Here is a 24,116-nt window from a genome sequence, read left to right on the forward strand (position 1 = left end):
ACAGCAATGGCCGACGAGACCCCTGAGACTCCCACTGCCCCCGTGCCCGAGGTGACCCCCGAGGGCGCGCCCGCCCCGCTGGAGGGCGTCGGGATGCGCGTCGAGCCCGTCGGGCTCGAGACGGAGATGCAGCGCTCGTACCTCGACTACGCGATGAGCGTGATCGTCTCGCGTGCGCTGCCCGATGTGCGGGACGGCCTCAAGCCCGTGCACCGCCGCGTGCTCTACGCGATGTACGACGGTGGCTACCGCCCCGAGAAGGGCTTCTACAAGTGCGCCCGCGTCGTCGGTGACGTCATGGGTACGTACCACCCGCACGGTGACGCCTCGATCTACGACGCCCTGGTGCGCCTCGCCCAGCACTGGTCGATGCGCATGCCGCTCGTCGACTCCAACGGCAACTTCGGTTCCCCGGGCAACGACCCGGCCGCCGCCATGCGGTACACCGAGTGCAAGATGATGCCGCTGTCGATGGAGATGCTCCGGGACATCGACGAGGAGACCGTCGACTTCCAGGACAACTACGACGGCCGTAACCAGGAGCCGACGGTCCTGCCGGCGCGCTTCCCGAACCTGCTGATCAACGGCTCGGCCGGTATCGCGGTCGGCATGGCCACCAACATCCCGCCGCACAACCTCCGCGAGGTCGCCGAGGGTGCGCAGTGGTACCTGGCCAACCCGGAGGCGACGCCCGAGGAGCTCCTCGAGGCGCTGATCGAGCGGATCAAGGGCCCCGACTTCCCGACCGGCGCCCTCGTGGTCGGCCGCAAGGGCATCGAGGAGGCGTACCGCACCGGCCGCGGCTCGATCACCATGCGCGCGGTGGTCGAGGTCGAGGAGATCCAGAACCGCCAGTGCCTGGTGGTCACCGAGCTGCCCTACCAGGTCAACCCGGACAACCTCGCCCAGAAGATTGCCGACCTGGTCAAGGACGGCAAGATCGGCGGCATCGCCGACGTCCGTGACGAGACCTCCTCGCGCACGGGTCAGCGCCTGGTCGTCGTGCTCAAGCGCGACGCCGTCGCCAAGGTCGTGCTGAACAACCTCTACAAGCACACCGACCTCCAGACGAACTTCGGCGCGAACATGCTGGCGCTCGTCGACGGGGTGCCGCGCACCCTCTCCATCGACGCCTTCATCCGCAACTGGGTGACCCACCAGGTCGAGGTCATCGTCCGGCGCACCCGCTTCCGGCTGCGCAAGGCCGAGGAGCGCGCCCACATCCTGCGCGGTCTGCTCAAGGCGCTCGACGCCATCGACGAGGTCATCGCGCTGATCCGGCGCAGCGACACGGTCGAGATCGCCCGTGAGGGCCTGATGGGCCTGCTGGCGATCGACGAGATCCAGGCCAACGCCATCCTGGAGATGCAGCTGCGGCGCCTCGCGGCCCTGGAGCACCAGAAGATCACCGCCGAGCACGACGAGCTCCAGGCGAAGATCAACGAGTACAACGCGATCCTGGCCTCGCCCGAGCGGCAGCGCATGATCATCAGCGAGGAACTGACCGCGATCGTCGAGAAGTTCGGCGACGACCGGCGCTCCAAGCTGATCCCCTTCGACGGTGACATGTCCATCGAGGACCTGATCGCCGAGGAGGACATCGTCGTCACCATCACCAACGGTGGCTACGTCAAGCGCACCAAGACCGAGGACTACCGCTCGCAGAAGCGCGGCGGCAAGGGCGTGCGCGGCACCAAGCTGAAGCAGGACGACATCGTCGACCACTTCTTTGTGTCCACCACGCACCACTGGTTGCTCTTCTTCACCAACAAGGGCCGGGTCTACCGGGCCAAGGCGTACGAGCTGCCGGACGCCGGCCGGGACGCCCGCGGCCAGCACGTGGCCAACCTGCTGGCCTTCCAGCCGGACGAGAAGATCGCCCAGATCCTCGCCATCCGGGACTACGAGGCGGCTCCGTACCTGGTGCTCGCCACCAAGTCCGGCCTGGTGAAGAAGACCCCCCTGAAGGACTACGACTCGCCGCGCTCCGGCGGTGTCATCGCGATCAACCTCCGGGAGACGGACTCCGGCGCGGAGGACGAGCTGATCGGCGCCGAGCTGGTGTCGGCCGAGGACGACCTGCTGCTGGTCAGCAAGAAGGCCCAGTCGATCCGGTTCACCGCAACGGATGAAGCTCTGCGCCCCATGGGCCGGGCGACCTCCGGCGTCAAGGGCATGAGCTTCCGCGAGGGCGACGAGCTGCTCTCGATGAACGTCGTCCGTGCCGGTACGTTCGTCTTCACCGCCACCGACGGTGGATACGCCAAGCGGACGAACGTCGACGAGTACCGCGTCCAGGGCCGCGGCGGCCTCGGTATCAAGGCGGCCAAGATCGTGGAGGATCGTGGCTCGCTGGTCGGTGCGCTGGTGGTCGAGGAGACCGACGAGATCCTCGCCATCACGCTCGGGGGCGGGGTGATCCGCACCCGGGTCAACGAGGTCAGGGAGACGGGCCGTGACACCATGGGCGTCCAGCTGATCAACTTGGGCAAGCGGGATGCCGTCGTGGGCATCGCACGCAATGCCGAGGCCGGTCGCGAGGCGGAAGAGGTCGACGAGTTGGTCGACGCAGCCGAGGGCGACGGGACTCAGATGGCCGAGGGCGAGGCGCCCTCGGTCGAGGACACCGAGGAGTAAGTCGTGAGTCGAACCACGGGCGCCGCGGCAAGCGGTGCGGGTGCCAAGCGGCGCAGCCCCGCCGGCCCTGCGGCCGAGGATTCCGGCGCCCGTGGTTCAGGCGCTGACGGCGTCGACTCCCAAGGGGGGACCGTGACGGATACCCGAGACCCGAAGCCCTACCACCCGCCGCAGGCGTACGCGCCGCCGGCGGAGCGTTCCGCTTCGGGTTCCGGTTCCACAGACTCCAAGGGCGCGAAGGCCGGCGAGCCGGCCGACGCCTCCGGAGCGAGGACGACGGAGAAGGCCGCCGGGAAGGGGTCGGACCAGGCCGTGGACCAAGCCGCGGACAAGGCTGCGGAGAAGACTCCCGAGAAGGCCGGGAAGGCCGCCGGTAAGACGGCCGGGAAGGCCGCGGAGGACGAGCCCGCGCGGAAGCCGGCCGCCAAGGCCGACGCCGCCGCCAAGGCGGGCAAGGCCGGGAAGCCCGATCCGCGTCAGCCCGCCCCGGTGGCCCGGCCCGCGGGCAAGTCCGCGCCCGAGCTCACCAAGGCCGCCGCGCGCTCCGGGGCCGCCCAGAGCGCCCCGGAGGCCGCCCAGCGGGCCGTGGAGCAGCCCCGGGTCCCCGGGCCCCGCCCGGAGCCGCGTGCGGCCCAGGCGGCCGCGTCGGCCCCCCGTACGCGCAAGGCGCGGCTGCGGGTGGCCAAGGTCGACCCGTGGTCGGTGATGAAGGTCAGCTTCCTGCTGGCGATCGCCGTGGGCGTGTGCACGATCGTGGCCGCCGCGGTGCTGTGGACGGTCATGGACGCCATGGGCGTCTTCTCGGCCGTCGGCGGCACGGTGAGCGACGCCGCGGGCAGCGAGGGCGGCGGCTTCGACCTGGAGTCCTTCCTGTCGCTGCCGAACGTCCTGCTCTTCACGTCGCTCATCGCGGTGATCGACGTGGTGCTGGCGACGGCGCTGGCGACCCTGGGCGCCTTCGTCTACAACCTCTCCGCCGGCTTCGTGGGCGGCGTGGAGCTGACGCTCGCCGAGGACGAATAGCCGTCCTCGGCGGCCGGGGCCCGGACGATTTTGGGACTGGGCCCCAAGTGCGCTAATCTTTCGGTGCAGCGCGGGGCTATAGCTCAGACGGTTAGAGCGCTTCCCTGATAAGGAAGAGGCCACAGGTTCAAGTCCTGTTAGCCCCACCGGCCAGATCGGCCCGGACGGAGAATTCTCCGCCCGGGCCGATCTGTTTTGCGTGGCGGGGAAGTTGGGGTCGTGTCCGGGGTGTGTCACGGTGCGGGAAGCGGAACCCGCCAGGTCACCGATCGGTATCGGCCGGTGTGTATCATCGGCCACCAGAGGTCCCCTTACGTCAAGGAAAGACGAGGTCGCGCGGTGAAGAAGCTCCTCCTGGTCGCACTGGCCGCCATCGGCGGGCTCCTCGTGTACCGCCAGATCCAGGCGGATCGCGCCGAGCAGGACCTGTGGACGGAGGCGACCGACTCCGTGCCCGCAGGTTCGGGTGTGTGAGACAACAAGTCCTGAAGCAGAGCCCCGGCCGCCGAAGCGGCCGGGGCTCTGTCGTTCCCGGCGGCCCTTCCGGGGCCCGCTCCGGGGCGGGCGTGCCCCGGACGGCCGGAATTCACTCTTGCAAATAAAATGATTGCGAAAGTGAATCAGCTGACGGACAGCGCCCAGATGCCCACCGCCAGGAAGACGAGGGCCACCAGCAGCACCGGGACGGCCACCTTCGCGGGCGGTCCCTGGCGCTTCACCGGCGTGGGCGGGGCGGGACTTCCGGGCGGCCCGCCGAGCGGGCCGGGTGCCGTGTACGGGCGCGTGGGCGGGTAGGCGGGCGCGGGCGGCCGGGGTGGCGCCGCGGGCGTGGGAGGGGTGCCGCCCGGCGCGTACCCGGGCATGGGCGCCACCGGGTGGGCCGGCACCTCCGCGGCCGCTTCCGCCCGGGCTTCCGGTTGTGCCTCCGGCCCCGGCCGGGGCCCGTCGGGGCCGAACCCCGGAGGCAGCGGGCCCAGCTGGTCGAAGACCTCGATCGGCTCCTCGTCCGTACCGGGGGTGTCCATCAGCTCGACGGCCGCCGCGAGCGCCTTGCGCGCCCCGGAGGCCGTACGGAAGCGCATGCAGGGATCCGGCTGGAGCAGGCCCGCGATCACCTGCCAGAGCGGCTCGGGAACCCCTTCGGGGGCGTTGGGGGTGCCGTTCTCCACGAACCGGCGCACCAGGGCCTCGGCATCGGGCTTGGCGCCCGTGAGGAGGTACAGGGCCATCAGACCGACGGCGAAGAGATCCGCGGGGAAGTCCGGTTCGTCCCCCAGCATTTGCTCGGGCGCGAAATAACCGGGCGTACCCATCACATAGTTGGTGTCCGTCAACCGGGGCTCGCCCTTGCGCATGGCGATCCCGAAATCCGAGAGGCGGACGTGGGGGCGGCCCGTTCCGGTCGCCTCCAGCAGGACGTTGGCGGGCTTGATGTCCCGGTGCACCACGCCCTCCGCGTGTACCGCGGTGAGCCCGGCCAGCAGCTGTTCCAGCAGGACGCACACATAGTGCGGCGGCAAGGGCCCGTAGTCGCCGATGAGATGGGCCAGCGAGCCGCCGCGCACCACGTCCATGGTGAACAGCACCTTGTCGTCGTCGGCCGCCCAGCTCATCGGCGCCAGCACATGGGGGTGGTCGATGCGCAGCCCCTGTTCGCGGACGAACCTCAGCAGGGTGTGCGCGTCGCTCTGCTGGAGGACCTTCGCCGCCACATAGCGCTTCCGGCGCCGGTCCCACGCCCGCCAGACGGCTCCCACCCCGCCGCGCCCGATCGGGTCCACCAGCTCGTACCGCCCGGCGAAGACCTCTCCCATGGCGCTCGTATCACCCCCGCGTCGGCCGTTCCCGGCCCCACCCCGGCACGGTCAGCTCTGGTGCGCCTCGTAGTGCGCGACCGCCTCGGCGGTCCGCCCGGCGCCGTACACCCGCAGGAACTCGGCCAGTTCGGGGTGGGTCGGGGCGAGGGCGCGGGCCGCGTCGATGATGTCGCCGGCGCCCGCCACGGAGCGCAGCAGCGACTGGATCTCGCGGACCACCCGGCGTACGGTCGGCGCGCCGCTGCTGGCCGTCGTCTGGGTGGAGTTGAGGACCGAGCCGCCCGAGCTCTTCTTGACCTCCTCCATCCGGTCGGCGGCCTCCGCGGCGCTCACGCTGCCGTCCGCGACCTGGCTGGAGAGCTCCTGGAGGGCCTGCACCCGCTGGACCACCGCGGGGTTGCCGATCTTGGCTCGCTGACCGCTCATCAGCTGGGAGAGCATGGGCGCGGACAGCCCCAGAACGGACGCGAGACGGGCCTGGTTGAGGCCGAGGTCGTCGATGAGACGGCGGAAGAGCGCGCCCAAGGGCTCCCCGTACCAGCTCCGCTGGAGCTCCCGTGCGCGGGCGGTGGCTTCCTGCTGTGCTGCGTCCATCTCGCTCTCCCCTTCGCTTCGCTGCCGCGAATCTTGCGGTGCATCCTACGGAGAGTGCTGTGCCCCGGCGATACCCGGTCGGGAAAGAGCGCCGCTACCGGGTATCCTGATCGGCGAAGGGGCCTTAGCTCAGTTGGTAGAGCGCCGTCTTTGCATGGCGGATGTCAGGAGTTCGACTCTCCTAGGCTCCACAGCCCACACGCCGCGAGGCGGGAGACCCTCAGGGTCTCCCGCCTCGCGGCTTTTTCCATGGATTATGGCGTCACCGCAGGTCAGCGCTGTTCGCCGCGCTCCTCGATCTCGTCCTCCACCCGGTCCTCGCGGTCCTGCTTGGCCTGCACCTCGGGGTCCAGCGAGGCTTCGGCGCTGCCGTCCACGGAGGTCAGCGGGGTGCGGTCGGCGACCTCGGTGGGGGCGGGCGGCTCGACGAGCCAGTCGGGGTTGGCCTGCTTGTCCCACCACTTCCAGGCGGCGTACGCCCCGCCGGCCAGCAGTCCGAGGAGGGCGAACCGCTTGGCGACCCGCCCGGAGCGGCAGCGGCGGTCGCGGCGCTTCACCAGCTTGTCGATCTCGTCGGCGGAGACATGGCCGCGGAGCGCGGCGAGGGCGGCGGCGGACCGGGCGACGGCCTCGTCGCGCACCGGCTCGGCGACGGCGCGGGCCCGCGCGGCGGCCTGGTCGACCTTCGGCGGGAGGGAGCCGCGGACGTGCTCCAGGTGGGGTGCCACCCGGGTGTGGTACTGCTCCCCGGCGGTGCTGCGGACCTGGCGCGCCGCCGTGGACACCTTGGGGGCGAGCTGGACGCGGGCTTCGTGCGCGTAGTGCACGGCGGCGTCCTTGGCCGTGCCGGCGTAGGGCGCCACCACTTCCGCGGCGTGCCGCACGCTGTCCTTCGCCGTGCCGGCCGCGGCGCGCACGCTGTCTTTGCGGGTCACGAGAACCTCCTCCTCGGTGGCGTATGTTTTGTCGCCTTTCCACCCAGTGGAAAATCATGCCTGCCGTCGGGCGGTCCGGCACGTGCGAGCGGGCATCCGGGTCATCGGGAGAGCATCGGATTTCCGGGGAGCTTCGGTCGACAATGCCACGATTCCGCGCCGCGCGCGGGCGTTTGCCCGCTACTCGACGCGAACCGGCACGTGCGAGGATCGTTAGCCGTCAGTGCAGACTATGGAAGGTAGATCGTGGCCGAGCAGCTCTACGCCACCCTGAAGACCAACCAGGGCGACATCGAGATCCGGCTTCTGCCGGACCACGCGCCCAAGACGGTCAAGAACTTCGTCGAGCTCGCTCAGGGCGAGCGGGAGTGGGTCAATCCCGAGACGGGGCAGAAGACCACGGACCGGCTCTACGACGGCACGGTCTTCCACCGCGTCATCGAGGGCTTCATGATCCAGGGCGGCGACCCCCTGGGGAACGGCACCGGTGGCCCGGGGTACAAGTTCAAGGACGAGTTCCACCCGGACCTGGCCTTCACCAAGTCCTACCTGCTGGCCATGGCCAACGCGGGACCGGGCACCAACGGTTCGCAGTTCTTCATCACGGTCTCGCCGACCGCCTGGCTGACCGGCAAGCACACGATCTTCGGCGAGGTCGTGAGCGACGCGAGCAAGAAGGTCGTGGACGCCATCGCGACCACCGAGACCAACCCGCGCACCGACCGTCCGGTGAACGACGTCGTGATCGAGTCGGTCGTCGTCGAGACCCGCTGACCCGGCGTTCCGGGAACCCGGCGCCTCGCCCGTCCGTATGACGGGCGAGGCCGCGCGGCATGCACAGGCCCGCCCGCGACAGGCGCAAGGGGAACGCATGAACGATCAGGCCGTCGGCTGCTACCGGCATCCGGACCGGGAGACGGGCATCCGCTGCACCCGCTGCGACCGCCCGATCTGTCCGGACTGCATGGTCAGCGCCTCCGTCGGATTCCAGTGCCCGGACTGCGCGAGCGGCCGTACGGACGCCGGCGGTGCCGGGACGCGGCGGGCCGCCCCCGCGCGGGACACCACGCCCCTCACGATCGCGGGCGCCACCGCCCGTACGGCCGATCCCCGGCTGGTGACCAAGGTCCTCCTGGGGCTGAACGTCGCCCTGTGGATCGCCGTGATGTCCGTGGGCGACGAGCTGGTCTTTGACCTCGACCTGTTCACCCGGCTCGGCCCTTACGGCGTGGCGGAAGGCGAGTGGTACCGCCTGCTGACCTCGACGTTCCTGCACCAGGCGCCGATGCACCTGGCGTTCAACATGCTCTCGCTCTGGTGGCTCGGCCCGCCCCTGGAGGCGGCGCTCGGCCGGGTCCGCTTCCTGGCCCTGTATCTGCTGTCCGGCCTGGGCGGCAGCGCGCTGACCTATCTGGTCACCGGCCCCTACGAACCCTCGCTCGGCGCGTCCGGGGCGATCTTCGGTCTGCTGGGCGCGACGGCGGTGCTGATGCGGCGCCTCAACTACGACATGCGCCCCGTGATCGCGCTGCTCGTACTCAATCTGATCTTCACCTTCACCTGGCACAACATCGCCTGGCAGGCGCACATCGGCGGACTGGTGCTGGGCACGGCGGTGGCGTACGGCCTGGTGCACGCCCCTCGGGAGAAGCGCGCGCTGGTGCAGCGGCTCACCTGCGGTGCGGCGCTCCTGGCGGTGGTCGTCGCGGTGGTCGCGCGGACGCTCCAGCTCGGGGTCTGAGCCGGTCGGCCCAGGGGCCGGGCCGGGTTCCGGGCCCGGGCCGAGAGGGCCGGAGCCCTTGTGGCGCAAGCCCTCCGGGGAGCTTTTCGAGGAGTTATCCACACCCTCGTCCACAGTGGGGAAAAACTCAGAAGATCTGTGGATAACTTCCCCGGCGTTGACGCCGGTGTGACTGATCACAAGCGCTGCGTATCGACCACCGCAGCGCCGCACCCAGCGGAAACGTAGCTCTGTGCGAGGGCGGACAGCTGTTCCCCACGACATGCACAAGATTCTGTACGCGCTGTGGACAACCGGCGTGGACAACCCGTGCGCACACCCCCCGGAGGCAGCCCGGGACAACCGCCCGGACGGCCCCGCCGACCTACGGAAGCGCTACTTCCACTGGGTGGAGACCACGAACCCCGCCGCGATGAAGCCGAAGCCGACCACGATGTTCCAGTTGTGCAGGGACTCCACGGGCATGTCGCCACTGGTCACATAGAAGATGACGATCCAGGCCAGCCCGATGAGGAACATCGCCAGCATCAGCGGCGCCACCCAGCGGCGCCCGCTGTTCAGCTTGATGCTCTGCTGCTTCGCCGGCGGCGGCGTGAAGTCGTCCTTCTTGCGGATCCGTGACTTCGGCACGAGGAACTCTCCTGTCGATGCGCTGCGTGACCGCGCTGGGGATACAAAGGGCTGTCCGCCGAGTCGGCGAGCGACGGGACGCCACCTTCCCTCGGGCGTCCGTTAGCGTAGTGCTTCCGCGGCGTCGGAGAGGATAAGGGTACGTTGAGCAATTCTGCGGACTCCACCAGCACGCCCTTCCGGCGATTCCGGCCGGTCCGGCTGCTGACCGGCGGGGTGTTCGCACTGGCCGGCCTCATCTTCTGGATGAGTTTCAACACCGCTCACGGCACCAACATCCGCACCGACGACTCCATGCTCCGGCTCTCCGACCTCATCCAGGAGCGCAGCCGCAAGAACGCGGCCCTGGACGAGAGCGCCGGCACCGTCCGCTCCGAGGTCGACGCCCTCGCCCGGCGCGACAGCGGCAACACCGCAGCCCAGAACCGCAAGCTCGCCGAGCTGGAGGGCGGCGTGGGCACCCGGGAGCTCAAGGGCACGGCCCTGACCGTCACCCTCACCGACGCCCCGCCCAACGCCACCCCCAGGATCCCCGGCATCCCCGACCCCCAGCCGAACGACCTGGTCATCCATCAGCAGGACCTCCAGGCCGTCGTGAACGCCCTGTGGCAGGGCGGCGCCAAGGGCATCCAGGTCATGGACCAGCGGCTGATCTCCACCAGCGCGGTCCGCTGCGTCGGCAACACCCTCCTTCTCCAGGGCCGCGTCTACTCCCCGCCGTACAAGGTGACCGCCGTCGGCGACCGCGGCGCCCTGCGCAAGGCCCTCGACACCTCCCCCGCGATCCAGAACTACCTCCAGTACGTCACCGCCTACGGCCTCGGCTGGAAAATCGACCAGCACGACGCGGTGACTCTGCCCGGCTACTCCGGCACAGTGGATCTCCACTACGCGAAGCCCACGGGGTAACCGAGGAGAGGAGCGCCGGTGCGCGCGCGACTCGTCGTCCGGACACTCAGCGAACTCTGCGTCACCGCCGGCGCCCTGATCGTCCTCCTGGTGGTCTACGTCCTGTACTGGACCGGCGTCCGGGCGGACAGCGCCATGGACGGCGCGATCGACCGCCTCCAGGACCAGTGGTCCGCGGGCCCGGTGGAACAGCCGCTCCCGGCCGCCGGCGCCGCCGGGAGCGCGCCCCCGGCGCGCGGTGACGGCGAGGCCCGCGCCGCCGCACCCCGGCGCGCGGCGGCGACGGTGCCCGCGCCGCCGGAGCCGCCCCCGGCGCCTACCGCGACGGCCGCGCCTTCGCCGTCATGTACATCCCCCGGCTCGGCTCCGGCTGGGCCAAGCCCGTCCTCCAGGGCACCGGCACCGAGGTGCTCAAGAAGGGCCTCGGCCACTACGACCGCACCGCGCCCCTCGGCGGCACCGGCAACTTCGCCGTGGCCGGCCACCGCCGCACCTACGGCGACCCGTTCAAGGACCTCCCCGAGCTGCGCCCCGGCGACGCCGTCGTGCTGACCGACGGGACCACCTGGTACACCTACCGCGTCACCCGCGAGCCCTACCGGACCCGGCCCGAGGACATCGGCGTGATCGACCCCGTACCGGCCGCCTCCGGCTTCCGCGGGCCCGGCCGCTATCTGACCCTGACCACCTGCGAGCCCGAGTGGGGACACAGCCACCGGCTGATCGTCTGGGCGCGCCTGGACGCCACCCGGCCGGTCGCCGACGGCAGGCCCGGGGCTTTGTCCGGCTGACCCCCGCGGCCGCCGTCGGCCCCTTACCCTGGTGCTGCAATCCAACGTCATCGGCAAATGGGGACAGCATGTACGGCTGGATCTGGCGGCGGCTGCCGGGCAACGCGTGGGTGCGGGCGCTGATCTCGCTGGTGCTCGTGCTGGCGATCGTCTACGCCCTCTTCCAGTACGTCTTCCCCTGGGCGGAACCGCTGCTGCCGTTCAACGACGTCACGGTCGACAACGGAATGGCGGTCAGTCGGTGAGCGCGCGCATCCTCGTCGTGGACAACTACGACAGCTTCGTCTTCAACCTCGTCCAATACCTCTACCAGCTGGGCGCCGAGTGCGAGGTGCTGCGCAACGACGAGGTCGAGCTCGACCACGCCCAGGACGGCTTCGACGGCGTGCTGCTGTCGCCCGGCCCCGGCGCGCCCGAGCAGGCCGGCGTCTGCATCGACATGGTCCGGCACTGCGCCGGGACCGGCGTGCCCGTCTTCGGCGTCTGCCTGGGCATGCAGTCGATGGCCGTCGCCTACGGCGGCGTCGTCGGCCGGGCACCCGAGCTGCTGCACGGCAAGACCTCGCTGGTGACGCACGAGGGCCGGGGCGTCTTCCACGGCCTGCCCTCGCCCTTCACCGCCACCCGCTACCACTCGCTCGCGGTGGAGCGGGACAGCTGGCCCGACGAGCTGGAGATCACCGCCTGGACCGACTCGGGCATCGCGATGGGCCTCCGCCACCGCGACCTGCCTGTCGAGGGCGTGCAGTTCCACCCCGAGTCGGTGCTCACCGAGTGGGGCCACCGGATGCTCGCCAACTGGCTGGTGACCTGCGGTGACGCCGGAGCCGTGGAGCGATCGGCGGGGCTCGCCCCGGTGGTGGGCAAGGCCGGGGCGTGACCACGGGCCCGCGCGTCGTGTCGCAGCCCCTGCCGCCCGAGGACCGGGCGACGATGGTGCTGCGCAGGGTGCCGGGGGAGGCCACCGGGGCCGCTCCGGCGCCCGTACGGCCGGGCGGGCGGGCGGCACGCCGCAAGGCGGCGCGGAAGGCGCGCAGGGGGAGCCTGGGGGTGCTCCTGTGCCGCCTGGTGGGCGAGCTGTTCATCACCCTGGGCGCGGTGATGCTGCTCTTCGTCGCCTACCAGCTGTGGTGGACCAATGTGATCGCCCATCAGCAGGCGGGCGGGGCCGCGAAGGACCTGCGGAAGACCTGGGAGAAGGGCGCGGGCGAGGACCGGGACGCGGGGGCGTTCTCGCCGGGCGAGGGCTTCGCCATCCTCTACATCCCCTCGCTGGACGTGAAGGCGCCGATCGCCGAGGGCATCGGCAAGCAGAAGGTCCTGGACCGCGGCATGGTCGGCCACTACGCCGAGGGCCCGCTCCGCACGGCCATGCCCTGGGACGAGCAGGGGAACTTCGCGCTCGCCGGCCACCGCAACACCCATGGCGAGCCCTTCCGCTACGTCAACCGGCTGAAGCCCGGTGACAAGATCGTCGTGGAGACCCGTAGCGCCTTCTACACCTATGAGATGACCACCCGTCTGGAACAGACGTCCCCGGCGAATGTCACGGTCATCCGGCCCGTCCCCCCGGGATCGGGCTTCACCCGGCCCGGTCGCTACATCACACTCACCACCTGCACTCCGGAATTCACCAGTACGTATCGTCTGATCGTCTGGGGCAAGATGGTCGACGAGCGGCCCCGGAGCAAGGGCAGGCCGGACGCTCTCGTCGGATGAACCACTTACCGGACAGCAGAGCGAATCGGGGTACGACGCGGTGGCACGGAACGACGGCGACGCACCCGACCGGCCGGCCTCCGCGCGCGGCCGGATCGCCGCCACCGTGGGCGTGATCGGCGAGCTGCTGATCACCGCGGGCGTGCTGATGGCCCTCTTCGTCGTCTACTCCCTGTGGTGGACGAACGTCCTCGCCGACCGCGAGGCCAAGCGCCAGAGCGGCCAGGTGCGCGAGAACTGGGCCCAGAAGGGGCCGGGCGCCCTCGACACCAAGGACGGCATCGGCTTCCTCCATGTCCCGGCCATGCGGAACGGCGAGGTCCTGGTCAAGGGCGGCACCGGCAGCGACATCCTCAACGAGGGCGTCGCCGGCTTCTACCGCACCCCGGTGAAGGCCGCGATGCCCTGGGACAAGCAGGGGAACTTCACCCTGGCGGCCCACCGCGACGGCCACGGCGCCAGGTTCCACAACATCGACAAGATCAAGACCGGTGACGCGGTCGTCTTCGAGACGCGCGACGTCTGGTACGTCTACAAGGTCTACGCGGAGCTGAAGCAGACCTCGAAGTACAACGTCGACGTCATCGACCAGGTCCCCAAGGAGTCCGGGAAGACGAAGCCGGGCCGCTATCTGACCCTCACGACCTGCACCCCGGTCTACACCTCCGACTACCGCTACATCGTCTGGGCGGAGCTGGAGCGCACGGAGCAGGTCGACAGCGCGCGCACCGAGCCGAAGGAACTGCGCTAGGCGGCCCGTACGACGCGAGGGCCCGGCACCCCCTGGGTGCCGGGCCCTCCGCCGTCGTGAAGCGCGCGGATCAGTTCCTGCGGCCGCCGATCCAGTTGCCGCCGAAGAAGCCGCCGTCGGTGCCCGCACCCGTGGTGCCGGTGTTGGCGCCGCCGGGACCGCCGACGTCACCGCCGGTGGTGGCGGGGACGCCCTGCTGCGTGAAGATGCTGATCGGGGTGTTCTTGTCGACCTGGGCGCCGGGGCCCGGGTTGGTGTTGATGACCACCGCGTTGTCGTCCTGCGGGCCGTTGATCGGGCCCACCTGGAGGCCGAGGTCGGTCAGGGCCTTCTTGGCGTCCTTCAGCTTGGTGTTGGCCGTGGCCGGGACGGTCACCTTCTGACCGGCCTTGGCCACGGTCAGCGTCACCGTGGAGTTGGGCTTGGCCGCGGTGTTGCCGTCGGGGCTCTGCCGGATGACGGTGCCCGGAGCCGACGTCGACTCCTCCTCCTGCTTCTCCACCTTGAAGCCGAGGTCCGTCAGCTGCTTCTTGGCCGCCTCGAACGGCTGGTTGACCACCGAGGGCACCTGCTTGGTCTGCGCGGCCTCCGCGACGGTCAGGGTGACCTCGGAGCCCTTCGTGGCCTTCGAGAGACCCGCGGGGTCCTGCGAGAGGACCGTACCGGCGGACGCCTCGTCGGTGACCTTCTGCTTCACCTTGACGACGAAGCCCTTGTCCTCGAGCACCTTGCGGGCGTTGTCGACCTGCTTCTCGGTGACGTCCGGGACCTCGATCTTCGGCGCCCCCTCGGACACCGTCACCTTGATCTCGGCGCCCCGGTCGACCTTGGAGTCGGGCTGCGGATTCTGCTCGCAGACCTTGCCCTTGTCCTGGTCGCAGGCTTTCGTACCGCCCTCGACGACCTTGAGGTCGACGTTCTCGCCCATCTTCTTGGCGTCCGCCAGCGTCTGGCCGATCAGCCGCGGCACGGTCACATCGCCGTTGTTGGCGCCGCCGCCGAAGAGCGACTTGCCGATGAAGATCGCGCCGACCAGCACCAGGACGCCCGCGACGATCAGCAGGATCGTCGACAGGTTGCTCTTCTTGCCGCCGCCACCGGCGCGCCGGTGGCCGCTGCCGTCGTCGTAGCCGCCGTAACCGCCGTCGTCGTGGCGGACCGGCGGGAGCATCGACGTCTGGCCGGCCCCGTGGTCCTGCGAGCGCAGCATGGTGGTCGGCTGGTCCTCGCCGTAGCCCACCGCGCCCAGGGACTGGGTCGCCGCCACGGGCTGGCCCTCCAGGGCCGCCTCGATGTCGGCGCGCATCTCGTCCGCCGACTGATAGCGGTAGTCCGGGTCCTTGGTCAGTGCCTTGAGGACGATCGCGTCCATCTCGGGCGTGATCTCGGGGTCGAACGTGCTCGGCGGGTTGGGCTCCTCCCGCACGTGCTGGTACGCGACGGCCACCGGCGAGTCGCCCACGAACGGCGGACGGACCGTCAGCAGCTCGTACAGCAGACAGCCGGTGGAGTAGAGGTCCGACCGCGCGTCGACCTGCTCGCCCTTGGCCTGCTCGGGGGAGAGGTACTGCGCCGTGCCGATGACGGCCGCCGTCTGAGTCATCGTCATACCGGAGTCGCCCATCGCGCGGGCGATGCCGAAGTCCATGACCTTGACCTGGCCGGTGCGTGTCAGCATGACGTTGGCCGGCTTGATGTCACGGTGGACGATGCCGGCCCGGTGGGAGTACTCCAGCGCCTGGAGAACGCCCGTGGTCATCTCCAGCGACCGCTCCGGCAGCAGCTTGCGGCCGGAGTGCAGCAGCTCGCGCAGGGTCGACCCGTCGACGTACTCCATGACGATGTACGGGATCGAGACCCCGTCCACATAGTCCTCGCCGGTGTCGTACACGGCGACGATCGACGGGTGGTTCAGCGAGGCGGCGGACTGGGCCTCACGGCGGAACCGGGCCTGGAAGGACGGGTCGCGGGCGAGATCCACCCGCAGCGTCTTCACGGCGACGGTGCGGCCGAGCCGGGTGTCGTGCGCGAGGTAGACCTCGGCCATGCCACCGCGGCCGAGCACCGAGCCCAGCTCGTACCGGCCGCCGAGGCGACGCGGCTCTTCCATAGCTCCAGCCCTTCCGTTTTCCTGACCGCACCGGCGTGGGTCCGGCGGTGTGCTGTCCGGCATACCGTACCCGGCACGCCGCACGCCTTCCGGTCGCGACGGTCACCTGATACACGACCGGTACCGTCACCTGCGGCGCGTCGATGCGGAGGTGAACGGCGTCACTTCGACGTCTTGAGCACCGCCTCCATGACGTTCTTCGCGATCGGCGCGGCGAGCGCGCCACCGGCGATCTCCTCGCGGTCGGTGTCCGAACCCTCGATCACCACGGCCACGGCAACCGGCGAGCCGTTGTCCGTCTTGGCGTAGGAGATGAACCAGGCGTACGGGTTCGCGGAGTTGTCCACGCCGTGCTGGGCCGTTCCGGTCTTGCCGCCGACCGTGACGTTCCCGATCTTCGCGTTCTTGCCGGTGCCGTCCTGGACCACGGTCTCCATGATCGACTGGAGCTGCTGCGCCGTCTGCTTGGAGAACGGCTGCGACATCTCCTTCGGCTGGTGCGTCTCGATCACGTTGAGGTTGGGCGCCCGCACCTTGTCGACCATGTACGGCTCCATCAGCTTGCCGTTGTTGGCGACCGCGGAGGCCACCATGGCCATCTGGAGCGGCGTGGCGCGGTTGGACGCCTGACCGATGCCCGCCATGGCGTTCTGCGGGCGGTTGTCCTTGGGGTAGACGCTCTGCTCGACGCGGACCGGGGTGAAGATCTGCTTGTTGTTGAAGCCGAACTTCTCCGCCATGGCCATCATCTTCTTGTTGCCGAGGTCGGCGCTGACCTTGCCGAAGACGGTGTTGCAGGAGATCCGCAGCGCCTCGCGCAGCGTGCCGTCCTTGCAGGTGGGGAGGTTGCCCTCGTTGCTCAGCGGGAGGACCGTGTCCGGCAGGGTCCACGGCAGCGGCGAGTTCGTCTTGGAGTCGACGTCCTTGTACAGGCCGTTCTCCAGCGCCGCGGCGGCCGTGACGACCTTGAAGGTGGAACCCGGCGGGTAGGTCTGCCGCAGGGCCCGGTTGAGCATCGGCTGGTTCTTGTCCTTGTCCAGCGCCGTCCAGTTCTCGCCGTCGTTGGCGCCCGCGATCTTCGACGGGTCGTACGAGGGGGTGGACGCGAGGGCGAGGATCTTGCCGGTGCGCGGGTCGAGGGCGGCGACGGCGCCCTTCTTGTCCCCGAGGCCCTTGAAGGCGGCCTCCTGGGCCTTGGAGTTCAGGGTGGTGATGACGTCACCGCCCTTCTTGCCCTTGCCCGTGATCATGTCGACGGTGCGGTTGAAGAACAGGCGGTCGTCGTCGCCGATGAGCACCCGGTCGTAGATGTTCTCCAGCTGCGACGAGCCGAAGACCTGCGAGGAGCGGCCGGTGACCGGCGCCCACATCTCGCCGTTCTTGTACGTCCGCTTGTACTTGAAGTCGACGCCGCCGGTCTCCTGGGAGCCGGTGATCGCCTGGCCGTCCACGATGATGTTGCCGCGCGGCTGGCTGTAGCGGGCGATGTCGACGCGGCGGTTCTTCTTGTGGGTCTTCAGCTCGTCCGCCTGGACGAACTGGAGCCAGTTGTCGCGGATCAGCAGGGCCAGCACCAGCAGCCCGCAGAAGATCGCGATCCGGCGCACGGGCTTGTTCACGGGCGGACCACCTGGGTCATCTCGGCGTCGGTGGACGGTGCGGGTGCCGGTGCGGGACGGCGCGCCGTGTCACTGATCTTGATCAGGATGGCGATGAGCGCCCAGTTGGCGATGACGGACGAACCACCCTGCGCGAGGAACGGCATGGTCATACCGGTCAGCGGGATGAGGCCCATGACACCGCCGGCCACGACGAAGACCTGGATGCCGAAACCGGCGGACAGGCCCGTGGCCAGAAGCTTTCCGAAGGGGTCGCGGGCGGCCAGCGCCGTCCGCATGCCGCGCTCGACGATCAGACCGTAGATCAGCAGCAGCCCCATGGCGCCGGCCAGGCCGAGCTCCTCGCCGAAGGAGGCGAAGATGAAGTCGGAGTTGGCGGCGAACTGGATGAGGTCCGAGGCGCCCTGGCCCCAGCCGGTGCCGAAGACGCCGCCGGACCCGAAGGCGAACAGCGCCTGGGCGATCTGCTCGGTGGTGGCCCAGGACGGGCGCGGCGTGTCGTACACCGCGAAGGGGTGCAGCCAGGCCATCACACGGACCTTCACGTGCGGCTCGACCGAGCCGACCACGGCCGCGCCGCCCGCGGACATCAGCAGACCGAAGACGATCCAGCTGGTGCGTTCGGTGGCGACGTACAGCATCACGACGAACATGCCGAAGAACAGCAGCGACGAACCCAGGTCGGTCTCGAAGACCAGGATCATCAGGCTGAGCGCCCAGACCACGAGGATCGGGCCGAGGTCACGCCCACGGGGCAGGTACAGCCCCATGAAGCGGCGGCTGGCCAGGGCGAGCGCGTCGCGCTTCACCATCAGATAGCCGGCGAAGAAGATCGCGATGATGATCTTCGCGAACTCCCCGGGCTGGATGGAGCCGAGGCCGGGGACGGTGATCCAGATCTTGGCGCCGAACTTGCCGGGGAAGAAGACCGGGGCGACCAGCAGGACCAGCGCCACCACCATCGAGATGTAGGTGTAGCGCTGCAGGATGCGGTGGTCCTTGAGGAAGATCACCACAGCGACGAACAGGGCGATGCCCATCGCCGAGAACAGCAGCTGGTTGGGCGCCGACGCCTGGAAGGTGAAGCCCTGCGCCTTGGCCAGCCGGGCGAGCCGCTCCGACTGGTCCAGCCGCCAGATCATGACCAGGCCCAGGCCGTTGAGCAGGGTGGCCAGCGGCAGCAGCAGCGGGTCGGCGTACTTGGCGAACTTACGGACCACCAGATGGCCGACGCCGGCCAGCAGGCCGAGGCCCAGGCCGTAGCCGAGCATGCCCGAGGGCATCTTGCCGTCGAGGGCGAGACCGACGTTGGCGTACGCGAAGCACGGCAGGATCACCGCGAAGGCGAGCAGTGCCAGCTCGGTGTTGCGCCGGCTGGGCGGGCCCACGGTGCTGATCGTGGTCGTGGTGGTGGTACTCGGCGTGGATGGCATGGTCGACATGAGTTGATGGCCCCCTACGGCTTCACTGCTGAGCGCTGCACTGCGGGACCAACTTCTGCTCTTCCTCGGTGAGGGTGGGGCCCGGCGCGGGCGTCGGGGTGGCCTGGACGGGGTTCGGCTTGGCGTCTGCCCGGTTGGGGTCGCGTGCGGCGTCGCCCAGGGCGCCGCCGGCCTTGTCGCCGCTCTGCTTCTCCGCCTCCCGCTGCTTCTGCTCGGCCTTGCGCCGCTCGTCCTCCTTCTTGCAGGTGCCTGCGAGGAGGCCGAGGTCCTTGACCTTCTGGACGGCCTTGGCCCGGCTGTCGAGCGGGATCGTCTCCTCGACGCGGGTGCGCTGGTCGACCGGGAGGTACTTGAGTTCGATCTCGGGGTGGTCCTCGTACAGCTTGCTGAGGCCGACCCAGGCGAGGTCCTGGTTGATGCCCTGGTAGACGGCCACGTGGTTGTTGTCCTTGGCGCCCACGAAGTACTGCGTCTGGGTCCAGCTGTAGCCCCCGTAGAGGCCGCCGGCGACCACGCCGAGCACGATCGCGCCGATCACCGACCGCTTGATCCACTTGCCTCGGCGGGCGGGCTTGACGAAGTCCTCGTCCATGAACGCGCCGAACGAGCCGTCGGGCGCGCCGCCCATGCCCGGCTCACCGCTGCCGGGCGGGCCGAAGCCGCCCGCCGGGGCCTGCGGGGGCACGGGCCGGTTGGCGCGGGCGTGCTCGGCGGCACGGCCGGCCGGGGTCTGCATGGCGCCGTCGTCGCCCAGCTGGAGCTGGTTCTCCGCGACCGCGCCGACGATCACCGGCGTGTCGTTGAACTGGGCGGTCAGGGTGTCGTTGCCGTCGACGTCGAGGACGTCGGCGACGATGCAGGTGATGTTGTCGGGGCCGCCGCCGCGCAGGGCGAGCTGGATGAGCTCCTGGATCGTCTCGTGCGGGCCCTGGTAGCTGGCGAGCGTCTCCTCCATCGTCTGATGGCTGACGACGCCGGAGAGACCGTCCGAGCAGATCAGATAGCGGTCGCCGGCCCGCACCTCGCGGATCGACAGGTCCGGCTCCACGTGGTCGCCACTGCCCAGCGCGCGCATCAGCAGGGAGCGCTGCGGGTGGGTGGTGGCCTCCTCCTCCGTGATCCGGCCCTCGTCGACCAGCCGCTGCACCCAGGTGTGGTCCTGGGTGATCTGGGTGAGCACGCCGTCGCGCAGCAGGTACGCGCGCGAGTCGCCGACGTGCACCAGGCCGAGCCGCTGACCGGTCCACAGCAGGGCGGTGAGCGTGGTGCCCATGCCCTCCAGCTGGGGGTCCTCCTCGACCATGACGCGCAGCTGCTCGTTGGCGCGCTGCACGGCGGAGCCGAGCGAGGTGAGGATGTCGGAGCCCGGGACGTCGTCGTCGAGCGTGACCAGGGTGGAGATCACCTCGGAGGAGGCGACCTCGCCCGCGGCCTGGCCGCCCATGCCGTCGGCGATGGCGAGCAGGCGCGGGCCGGCGTAACCGGAGTCCTCGTTGCCCTCCCGGATCATGCCCTTGTGCGATCCGGCGGCGAAGCGCAGTGACAGACTCATGCGCACCTCGCCCGTCGGCTCCGGGTACATCCGCACGGTGCCCACCCTCCGGTCGTCATGGTCCTACTACTTCCGCAGCTCGATGACGGTCTTGCCGATGCGGATCGGCGCACCGAGCGGGATCGGGGTCGGGGTGGTCAGCCGGGTCCGGTCGAGGTACGTGCCGTTGGTCGAACCGAGGTCCTCGACGATCCACTGGCCGTCGCGGTCCGGATAGATCCTGGCATGCCTGCTGGAGGCGTAGTCGTCGTCCAGCACGATCGTGGAGTCGTGCGCGCGGCCGAGGGAGATGGTCTGTCCCTGGAGGGCCACCGTGGTGCCGGTGAGGGTCCCCTCGGAGACCACCAGCTTGGTGGGCGCGCCACGGCGCCCGCGGTCGGCCCGGCGGCCGCCGCCCTGCTGCTGGCGCTGCTGCGGCGGTGCGGTCTGCTGCGCGCGCTGGGGCTGCCGGTCGGAGCCGCCGCGGCGGGAGCCGCGCTGGGTCACGCGCGTGCCGAAGAGGTCGCTGCGGATGACCTGGACGGCCACGATGACGAACAGCCACAAGACGGCGAGGAAACCCAACCGCATGACCGTGAGGGTCAGCTCTGACATTGCCCCCGCTTCACCCTTCGGCTTGCCGATAAACGATGGTGGTGCTGCCCACGACGATGCGTGAGCCGTCGCGGAGCGTAGCGCGCGTGGTGTGCTGTCCGTCCACCACGATGCCGTTCGTCGACCCCAGATCCTGGATCGTCGCGGGGGTGCCGACCCGGATTTCACAGTGCCGGCGGGATACGCCGGGGTCGTCGATGCGTACGTCCGCCTCGGTGCTGCGGCCCAGTACGAGGGTGGGCCGCGAGATCTGGTGGCGGGTGCCGTTGATCTCGATCCAGCGCCTGGTCTGGCCGCCGGAGGCGGCCCCGGCCGCGGGACCGGCCGCACGGGGCGCGGGGCGTCCCGGGGGCGTGGCGCCGGGCGGCGGGGACGCGGGCATGGGCGGCAGACCGGCCGGCGGGGCCGGATAGCCGCCGCCACCCTGGGTGACGGCGCCGCCGGTGCCGGGCCGCGGGGCGGCCGGGCGGGCGCCCGGCTCCTGCGACTCGCTGGCGGCGAGGGTGCGGCTGCGCACCCGGTAGAGCCCGGTGTCGAGGTCGTCCGCCTTCTCCAGGTGGACCTTGATGGTCCCCATGAAGGTGTACCGCTGCTGCTTGGCGTAGTCGCGGACCATGCCGGAGAGCTCGTCGCCGAGCTGCCCGGAATAGGGGCTGAGCCGCTCGAAGTCCGGGGCGCTCAGTTCCACGATGAAGTCGTTGGGGACGACGGTGCGGTCACGGTTCCAGATGGTGGCGTTGTTGTCGCACTCACGCTGGAGCGCGCCCGCGATCTCCACCGGCTGCACCTCGGACTTGAACACCTTGGCGAAGGTGCCGTTCACGAGACCCTCGAGTCGCTGCTCGAAGCGCTTCAGTACTCCCACGGGGCACCTCCTTCCCTCAGTGACGTTCCTGATGCTCAGTGTCGTTCCTGATACTGCTTACTGATCGTATCCACGCGTCGGGAAAACGGCTGGTTCCCCTTCGGCGCCAGGAGTGACGAGTGTCGCCTTCACTAGGGATCGTAGAGGCGGCCGCGAGTCAGTGTCCCGCAACCGGTGGGGTACCCCGTGGGGGCCGCCGCCATGACCCGGGTTCCGGGGCGGCCGCCGCCGGCCGGGGCGGGCGCGGGGGTGGCCGCCGGAGCGGGCGCTGGAGCGGTCGCCGGGGAGAAGCCGGGAGAAGCCGGGAGAGGCCGAGAGGGCCGGGGCCGTCCGGTGGGGCGGCGGGGGCTTCATGGGTGGTGCGTGGTGCGTGGTGCGCGGTGCGGGAGCGGCGGTGGGGCGGGCGGTCGCGGAGCGGGCGGTCCGCGGGGCGGTGCAGGCCGGAGGCGGGGTTGCGGCAGGTCGCCGTGGCAGGTCGGTGCCGGGACGGGCGCGTGATGGGCGCGGGGCGGGCGCGGGCGATGGGGCGGTGTCCGCGTCGGCCCGAGTGCGGGCCGTGTGGCGCGGGCCACCGCAAACGCGTGTGAAGAGACCCTCCACAGCGTGCTAATGTTCTCGATGTCGGAAGGCGAACGCACAAGACCCGGACGGATGAGTCCGAAGAAGGTGCGGGGTAACGAAGACAACACCCATGCGCGGGTGGCGGAATAGGCAGACGCGCTGGATTCAGGTTCCAGTGCCCGAAAGGGCGTGGGGGTTCAACTCCCCCCTCGCGCACCATACGAGAAGGACCCCTCCGAGTGACTCCGGTCACCTGGAGGGGTCCTTCTCGTCGTACCCGCTTGCCGGTGCGTTCCCCCCTTCCGTGCGCCTCCGCTCCGTGCACCTCTGCGGTTCCTGTGCGCTTCCTGTGTTTCCCGTGCGCTTCCGCGCGGATGTCCCGGGGCTCGTCTGTTCGGGTTCTTGCCCTGATCTTTGCCCGACGGCCGCTGTGATGGCGCGAATTCGGCTGTGACGGGAGAGCTTGGCCGGATCATTGCCCGCGCGAGTGGCCGCGGTGGGAACATCATTCTGTAGTCGCGCTGGGGCGCTGTGTGAAGGGCGTCGAGTCCGGTGTCGTCGGGGGGCGTCGTCTGCAACCGGAATGGGGGACGAGGTGGCGTGGGACCAGACCTCCGTGCTGTCCGAGTGGGTGCTGCCCGCCGCCATCTGCGCGCCGGTGACCTGGGTGTGCCTGGTCTGGCGCTTCCGTGAGGACGGGCGGCTGCTCGGTACGGTCCGCTCGGCGGCGTCGGCGGTCGCCGTGGTGCTGTGGACGGCCGTCATGGCGGCCCTGGCCAGCGGGCTGCTGCTGCCGCACGCGTCGAGCGTGCCGCCCGCGGCGGTCGGCGTGGTGGCGGGCCTGGGGCTGGTGCCCAAGCGGAAGCTGGAGCAGTCCGGCGAGCACCCGCTGATGGCGATCGTCACCCTCGGCGACTCCCTGCTGCTGAACAGCCTCGCGCTGCGGTTGCAGACGGACCGCGCCGAGTGGTCGTACCGCATGGCCGGCGGCTTTCAGGACTGCTGGGACCTCGACACCTTCGCGGACCGGGTCAGGCAGCATCTGTTGTCGCGGGTCGACGCCCCGGGGCGTACGGGCCGGATCCGCACCCACCTGCGGAAGGAGATCGTGGAGCGGCACAGGGACGTGCGGATCGCCGCCCAGAAGTGGATCACCATCGAGACGCGGATCGAGAAGGCGTGCCAGCAGCAGCGCCGTGAGCGCACGCGCGAGGAACTGCGGCAGGTGCGGAGGGCTTTCGGTGAGGCCGAGCAGTACTGCGCGTACCTGCTCGACCTGGCGCACGCCCATGGCAAGCGCAGTGACGACAGGAGGCTCCGCGAGCTGCGGGACCGTCCTGAGGCTGTGGCCCCGGGAGGAACACCGGCCGGCTGAGCCGGCCGGGCGAGGGCACGTCGGCCGGGTGGGGCCGGAGAGACGGCGGCACGGGGCGGGACGTCAGCGGTGGGCGTGAGTTAAGGGGCGGTGGTGCGGAGCGCGCGCGCTCTCGACGGGCTCGCGGTGCTCGGCGGCCGGCCTTTCGCTGAAGGAGATCTCCACGCGTAGGTCGAGGGCTTCGGCGACGGCCGCCAAGGACCGCATGGTCAAATTCTCGTCACCGGAGAGGATTTGACTGACCCTTCCGGGTGACACGCCCATGGTGTCCGCCAAGTCCTTGCGGGACATGCCTTGTTCGGCGAGCACGCCCGCGAGCGAGGCCGTCGCGTGGCGTGCGAGGCGGGCGCCGGCCGCGTCGGCCGTCCTGCCGCCCTCGGTATGTGTGCGCCAGGCCATGCTCTACCCCCAGGACTTGTCAGTGCCGCCAGGCGGCTCCCTAGGAGAGGAT

The 24,116-nt window shown here is 70.3% G+C and carries 21 protein-coding genes, 3 tRNA genes and 2 pseudogenes; 15 read left to right on the forward strand and 11 right to left on the reverse strand.

Annotation, left to right across the window (positions count from 1 at the left end):
• The first annotated feature begins 6 nt into the window (after positions 1–6).
• From gyrA to AF335_RS35070, 4 genes are all read left to right on the forward strand, one after another.
• Positions 7–2,637, forward strand: a complete 2,631-nt coding sequence (gyrA, locus tag AF335_RS13215; RefSeq protein WP_102918509.1) for a DNA gyrase subunit A — start codon at positions 7–9, stop codon at positions 2,635–2,637.
• Positions 2,638–2,769: 132 nt separating this feature from the next.
• Entirely contained in the window at positions 2,770–3,660 is an 891-nt protein-coding gene (locus tag AF335_RS34600) for a DUF3566 domain-containing protein (RefSeq protein ID WP_170127679.1), read from the forward strand.
• A 72-nt stretch (positions 3,661–3,732) separates the two neighbouring features.
• Positions 3,733–3,806: transfer RNA gene (locus AF335_RS13225), tRNA-Ile, on the forward strand.
• 193 nt (positions 3,807–3,999) lie between these two features.
• On the forward strand, positions 4,000–4,134 hold the full coding sequence (locus AF335_RS35070; protein WP_003958712.1) for a DLW-39 family protein: 135 nt from the start codon (positions 4,000–4,002) through the stop codon (positions 4,132–4,134).
• A 146-nt stretch (positions 4,135–4,280) separates the two neighbouring features.
• On the opposite strand, the gene AF335_RS13235 is transcribed toward AF335_RS35070, so the two are convergent.
• On the reverse strand, positions 4,281–5,474 hold the full coding sequence (locus AF335_RS13235) for a serine/threonine-protein kinase (protein WP_102918510.1): 1,194 nt from the start codon (positions 5,472–5,474) through the stop codon (positions 4,281–4,283).
• A gap of 51 nt (positions 5,475–5,525) precedes the next feature.
• The gene (locus AF335_RS13240) at positions 5,526–6,071 is read right to left on the reverse strand and encodes a helix-turn-helix domain-containing protein (RefSeq protein WP_087927265.1); all 546 of its coding nucleotides are present in this window, start codon (positions 6,069–6,071) and stop codon (positions 5,526–5,528) included.
• 118 nt (positions 6,072–6,189) lie between these two features.
• Here AF335_RS13240 and AF335_RS13245 point away from each other — a divergent pair.
• Positions 6,190–6,262, forward strand: a tRNA-Ala gene (locus tag AF335_RS13245).
• A gap of 81 nt (positions 6,263–6,343) precedes the next feature.
• On the opposite strand, the gene AF335_RS13250 is transcribed toward AF335_RS13245, so the two are convergent.
• On the reverse strand, positions 6,344–7,006 hold the full coding sequence (locus tag AF335_RS13250; protein WP_102918511.1) for a DUF5324 family protein: 663 nt from the start codon (positions 7,004–7,006) through the stop codon (positions 6,344–6,346).
• Between the two features lie 246 nt (positions 7,007–7,252).
• Here AF335_RS13250 and AF335_RS13255 point away from each other — a divergent pair, with 246 nt between their 5' ends.
• Both AF335_RS13255 and AF335_RS13260 read left to right on the forward strand, forming a co-directional pair.
• Positions 7,253–7,780, forward strand: a complete 528-nt coding sequence (locus tag AF335_RS13255; RefSeq protein WP_102918512.1) for a peptidylprolyl isomerase — start codon at positions 7,253–7,255, stop codon at positions 7,778–7,780.
• Positions 7,781–7,877: 97 nt separating this feature from the next.
• Positions 7,878–8,747 (forward strand): rhomboid family intramembrane serine protease, encoded by an 870-nt coding sequence (locus AF335_RS13260; protein ID WP_102918513.1) that lies wholly within the window; start codon positions 7,878–7,880, stop codon positions 8,745–8,747.
• 375 nt (positions 8,748–9,122) lie between these two features.
• Here the strand turns inward: AF335_RS13260 and crgA are convergent, their stop codons facing one another.
• Positions 9,123–9,377, reverse strand: a complete 255-nt coding sequence (gene crgA / locus AF335_RS13265; protein WP_102918514.1) for a cell division protein CrgA — start codon at positions 9,375–9,377, stop codon at positions 9,123–9,125.
• Between the two features lie 144 nt (positions 9,378–9,521).
• On the opposite strand from crgA, the gene AF335_RS13270 reads away from it, so the two are divergent.
• The 6 genes and pseudogenes from AF335_RS13270 (at position 9,522) to AF335_RS13295 (ending at position 13,547) form a co-directional block, all read left to right on the forward strand.
• Positions 9,522–10,286: a DUF881 domain-containing protein gene (locus AF335_RS13270; RefSeq protein WP_184743447.1), complete on the forward strand. Its 765-nt coding sequence runs from the start codon at positions 9,522–9,524 to the stop codon at positions 10,284–10,286.
• Between the two features lie 18 nt (positions 10,287–10,304).
• A pseudogene (locus AF335_RS13275) lies at positions 10,305–11,077 on the forward strand (class E sortase).
• A gap of 68 nt (positions 11,078–11,145) precedes the next feature.
• The gene (locus tag AF335_RS13280; protein ID WP_102918515.1) at positions 11,146–11,322 is read left to right on the forward strand and encodes a hypothetical protein; all 177 of its coding nucleotides are present in this window, start codon (positions 11,146–11,148) and stop codon (positions 11,320–11,322) included.
• A complete protein-coding gene (locus tag AF335_RS13285; protein ID WP_102918516.1) occupies positions 11,319–11,957 on the forward strand; it encodes an aminodeoxychorismate/anthranilate synthase component II in 639 nt (212 codons plus the stop codon). Before AF335_RS13280 ends, AF335_RS13285 begins: the two co-directional genes overlap by 4 nt.
• Positions 11,906–12,796, forward strand: a pseudogene (locus AF335_RS13290) (class E sortase); the annotation flags it as partial. The gene AF335_RS13285 and the pseudogene AF335_RS13290, both read left to right, overlap by 52 nt.
• A gap of 40 nt (positions 12,797–12,836) precedes the next feature.
• Positions 12,837–13,547: a class E sortase gene (locus AF335_RS13295; protein WP_102918517.1), complete on the forward strand. Its 711-nt coding sequence runs from the start codon at positions 12,837–12,839 to the stop codon at positions 13,545–13,547.
• A 70-nt stretch (positions 13,548–13,617) separates the two neighbouring features.
• Here the strand turns inward: AF335_RS13295 and pknB are convergent, their stop codons facing one another.
• The 6 genes from pknB to AF335_RS13325 all read right to left on the reverse strand — a co-directional run bounded on the left by pknB (position 13,618) and on the right by AF335_RS13325 (position 21,729).
• Positions 13,618–15,657, reverse strand: a complete 2,040-nt coding sequence (pknB, locus tag AF335_RS13300) for a Stk1 family PASTA domain-containing Ser/Thr kinase (RefSeq protein WP_102918518.1) — start codon at positions 15,655–15,657, stop codon at positions 13,618–13,620.
• Positions 15,658–15,818: 161 nt separating this feature from the next.
• Positions 15,819–17,276 carry a peptidoglycan D,D-transpeptidase FtsI family protein gene (locus tag AF335_RS13305; RefSeq protein WP_102918519.1) on the reverse strand — a complete coding sequence of 486 codons (1,458 nt, stop codon included), beginning with the start codon at positions 17,274–17,276 and terminating at the stop codon, positions 15,819–15,821.
• Positions 17,273–18,718, reverse strand: a complete 1,446-nt coding sequence (locus AF335_RS13310) for an FtsW/RodA/SpoVE family cell cycle protein (protein ID WP_102918520.1) — start codon at positions 18,716–18,718, stop codon at positions 17,273–17,275. Before AF335_RS13310 ends, AF335_RS13305 begins: the two co-directional genes overlap by 4 nt.
• A gap of 22 nt (positions 18,719–18,740) precedes the next feature.
• Positions 18,741–20,270: a PP2C family protein-serine/threonine phosphatase gene (locus AF335_RS13315; RefSeq protein WP_102918771.1), complete on the reverse strand. Its 1,530-nt coding sequence runs from the start codon at positions 20,268–20,270 to the stop codon at positions 18,741–18,743.
• A gap of 66 nt (positions 20,271–20,336) precedes the next feature.
• Positions 20,337–20,864: an FHA domain-containing protein FhaB/FipA gene (locus AF335_RS13320; protein ID WP_087927277.1), complete on the reverse strand. Its 528-nt coding sequence runs from the start codon at positions 20,862–20,864 to the stop codon at positions 20,337–20,339.
• A 10-nt stretch (positions 20,865–20,874) separates the two neighbouring features.
• Positions 20,875–21,729, reverse strand: coding sequence for an FHA domain-containing protein (locus AF335_RS13325; protein ID WP_102918521.1), 855 nt, complete (start codon positions 21,727–21,729; stop codon positions 20,875–20,877).
• Between the two features lie 693 nt (positions 21,730–22,422).
• On the opposite strand from AF335_RS13325, the gene AF335_RS13330 reads away from it, so the two are divergent.
• A tRNA-Leu gene (locus tag AF335_RS13330) sits at positions 22,423–22,509 on the forward strand.
• 376 nt (positions 22,510–22,885) lie between these two features.
• Positions 22,886–23,665 carry a hypothetical protein gene (locus AF335_RS13335; RefSeq protein WP_146045510.1) on the forward strand — a complete coding sequence of 260 codons (780 nt, stop codon included), beginning with the start codon at positions 22,886–22,888 and terminating at the stop codon, positions 23,663–23,665.
• A 63-nt stretch (positions 23,666–23,728) separates the two neighbouring features.
• Here AF335_RS13335 and AF335_RS13340 read toward each other — a convergent pair whose 3' ends face one another.
• Positions 23,729–24,064, reverse strand: a complete 336-nt coding sequence (locus AF335_RS13340) for a helix-turn-helix domain-containing protein (protein ID WP_102918523.1) — start codon at positions 24,062–24,064, stop codon at positions 23,729–23,731.
• Positions 24,065–24,116 lie beyond the last annotated feature (52 nt).

It is taken from the genome of Streptomyces eurocidicus (assembly GCF_002891295.1).
Taxonomy (GTDB): Bacteria; Actinomycetota; Actinomycetes; order Streptomycetales; family Streptomycetaceae; genus Streptomyces; species Streptomyces eurocidicus.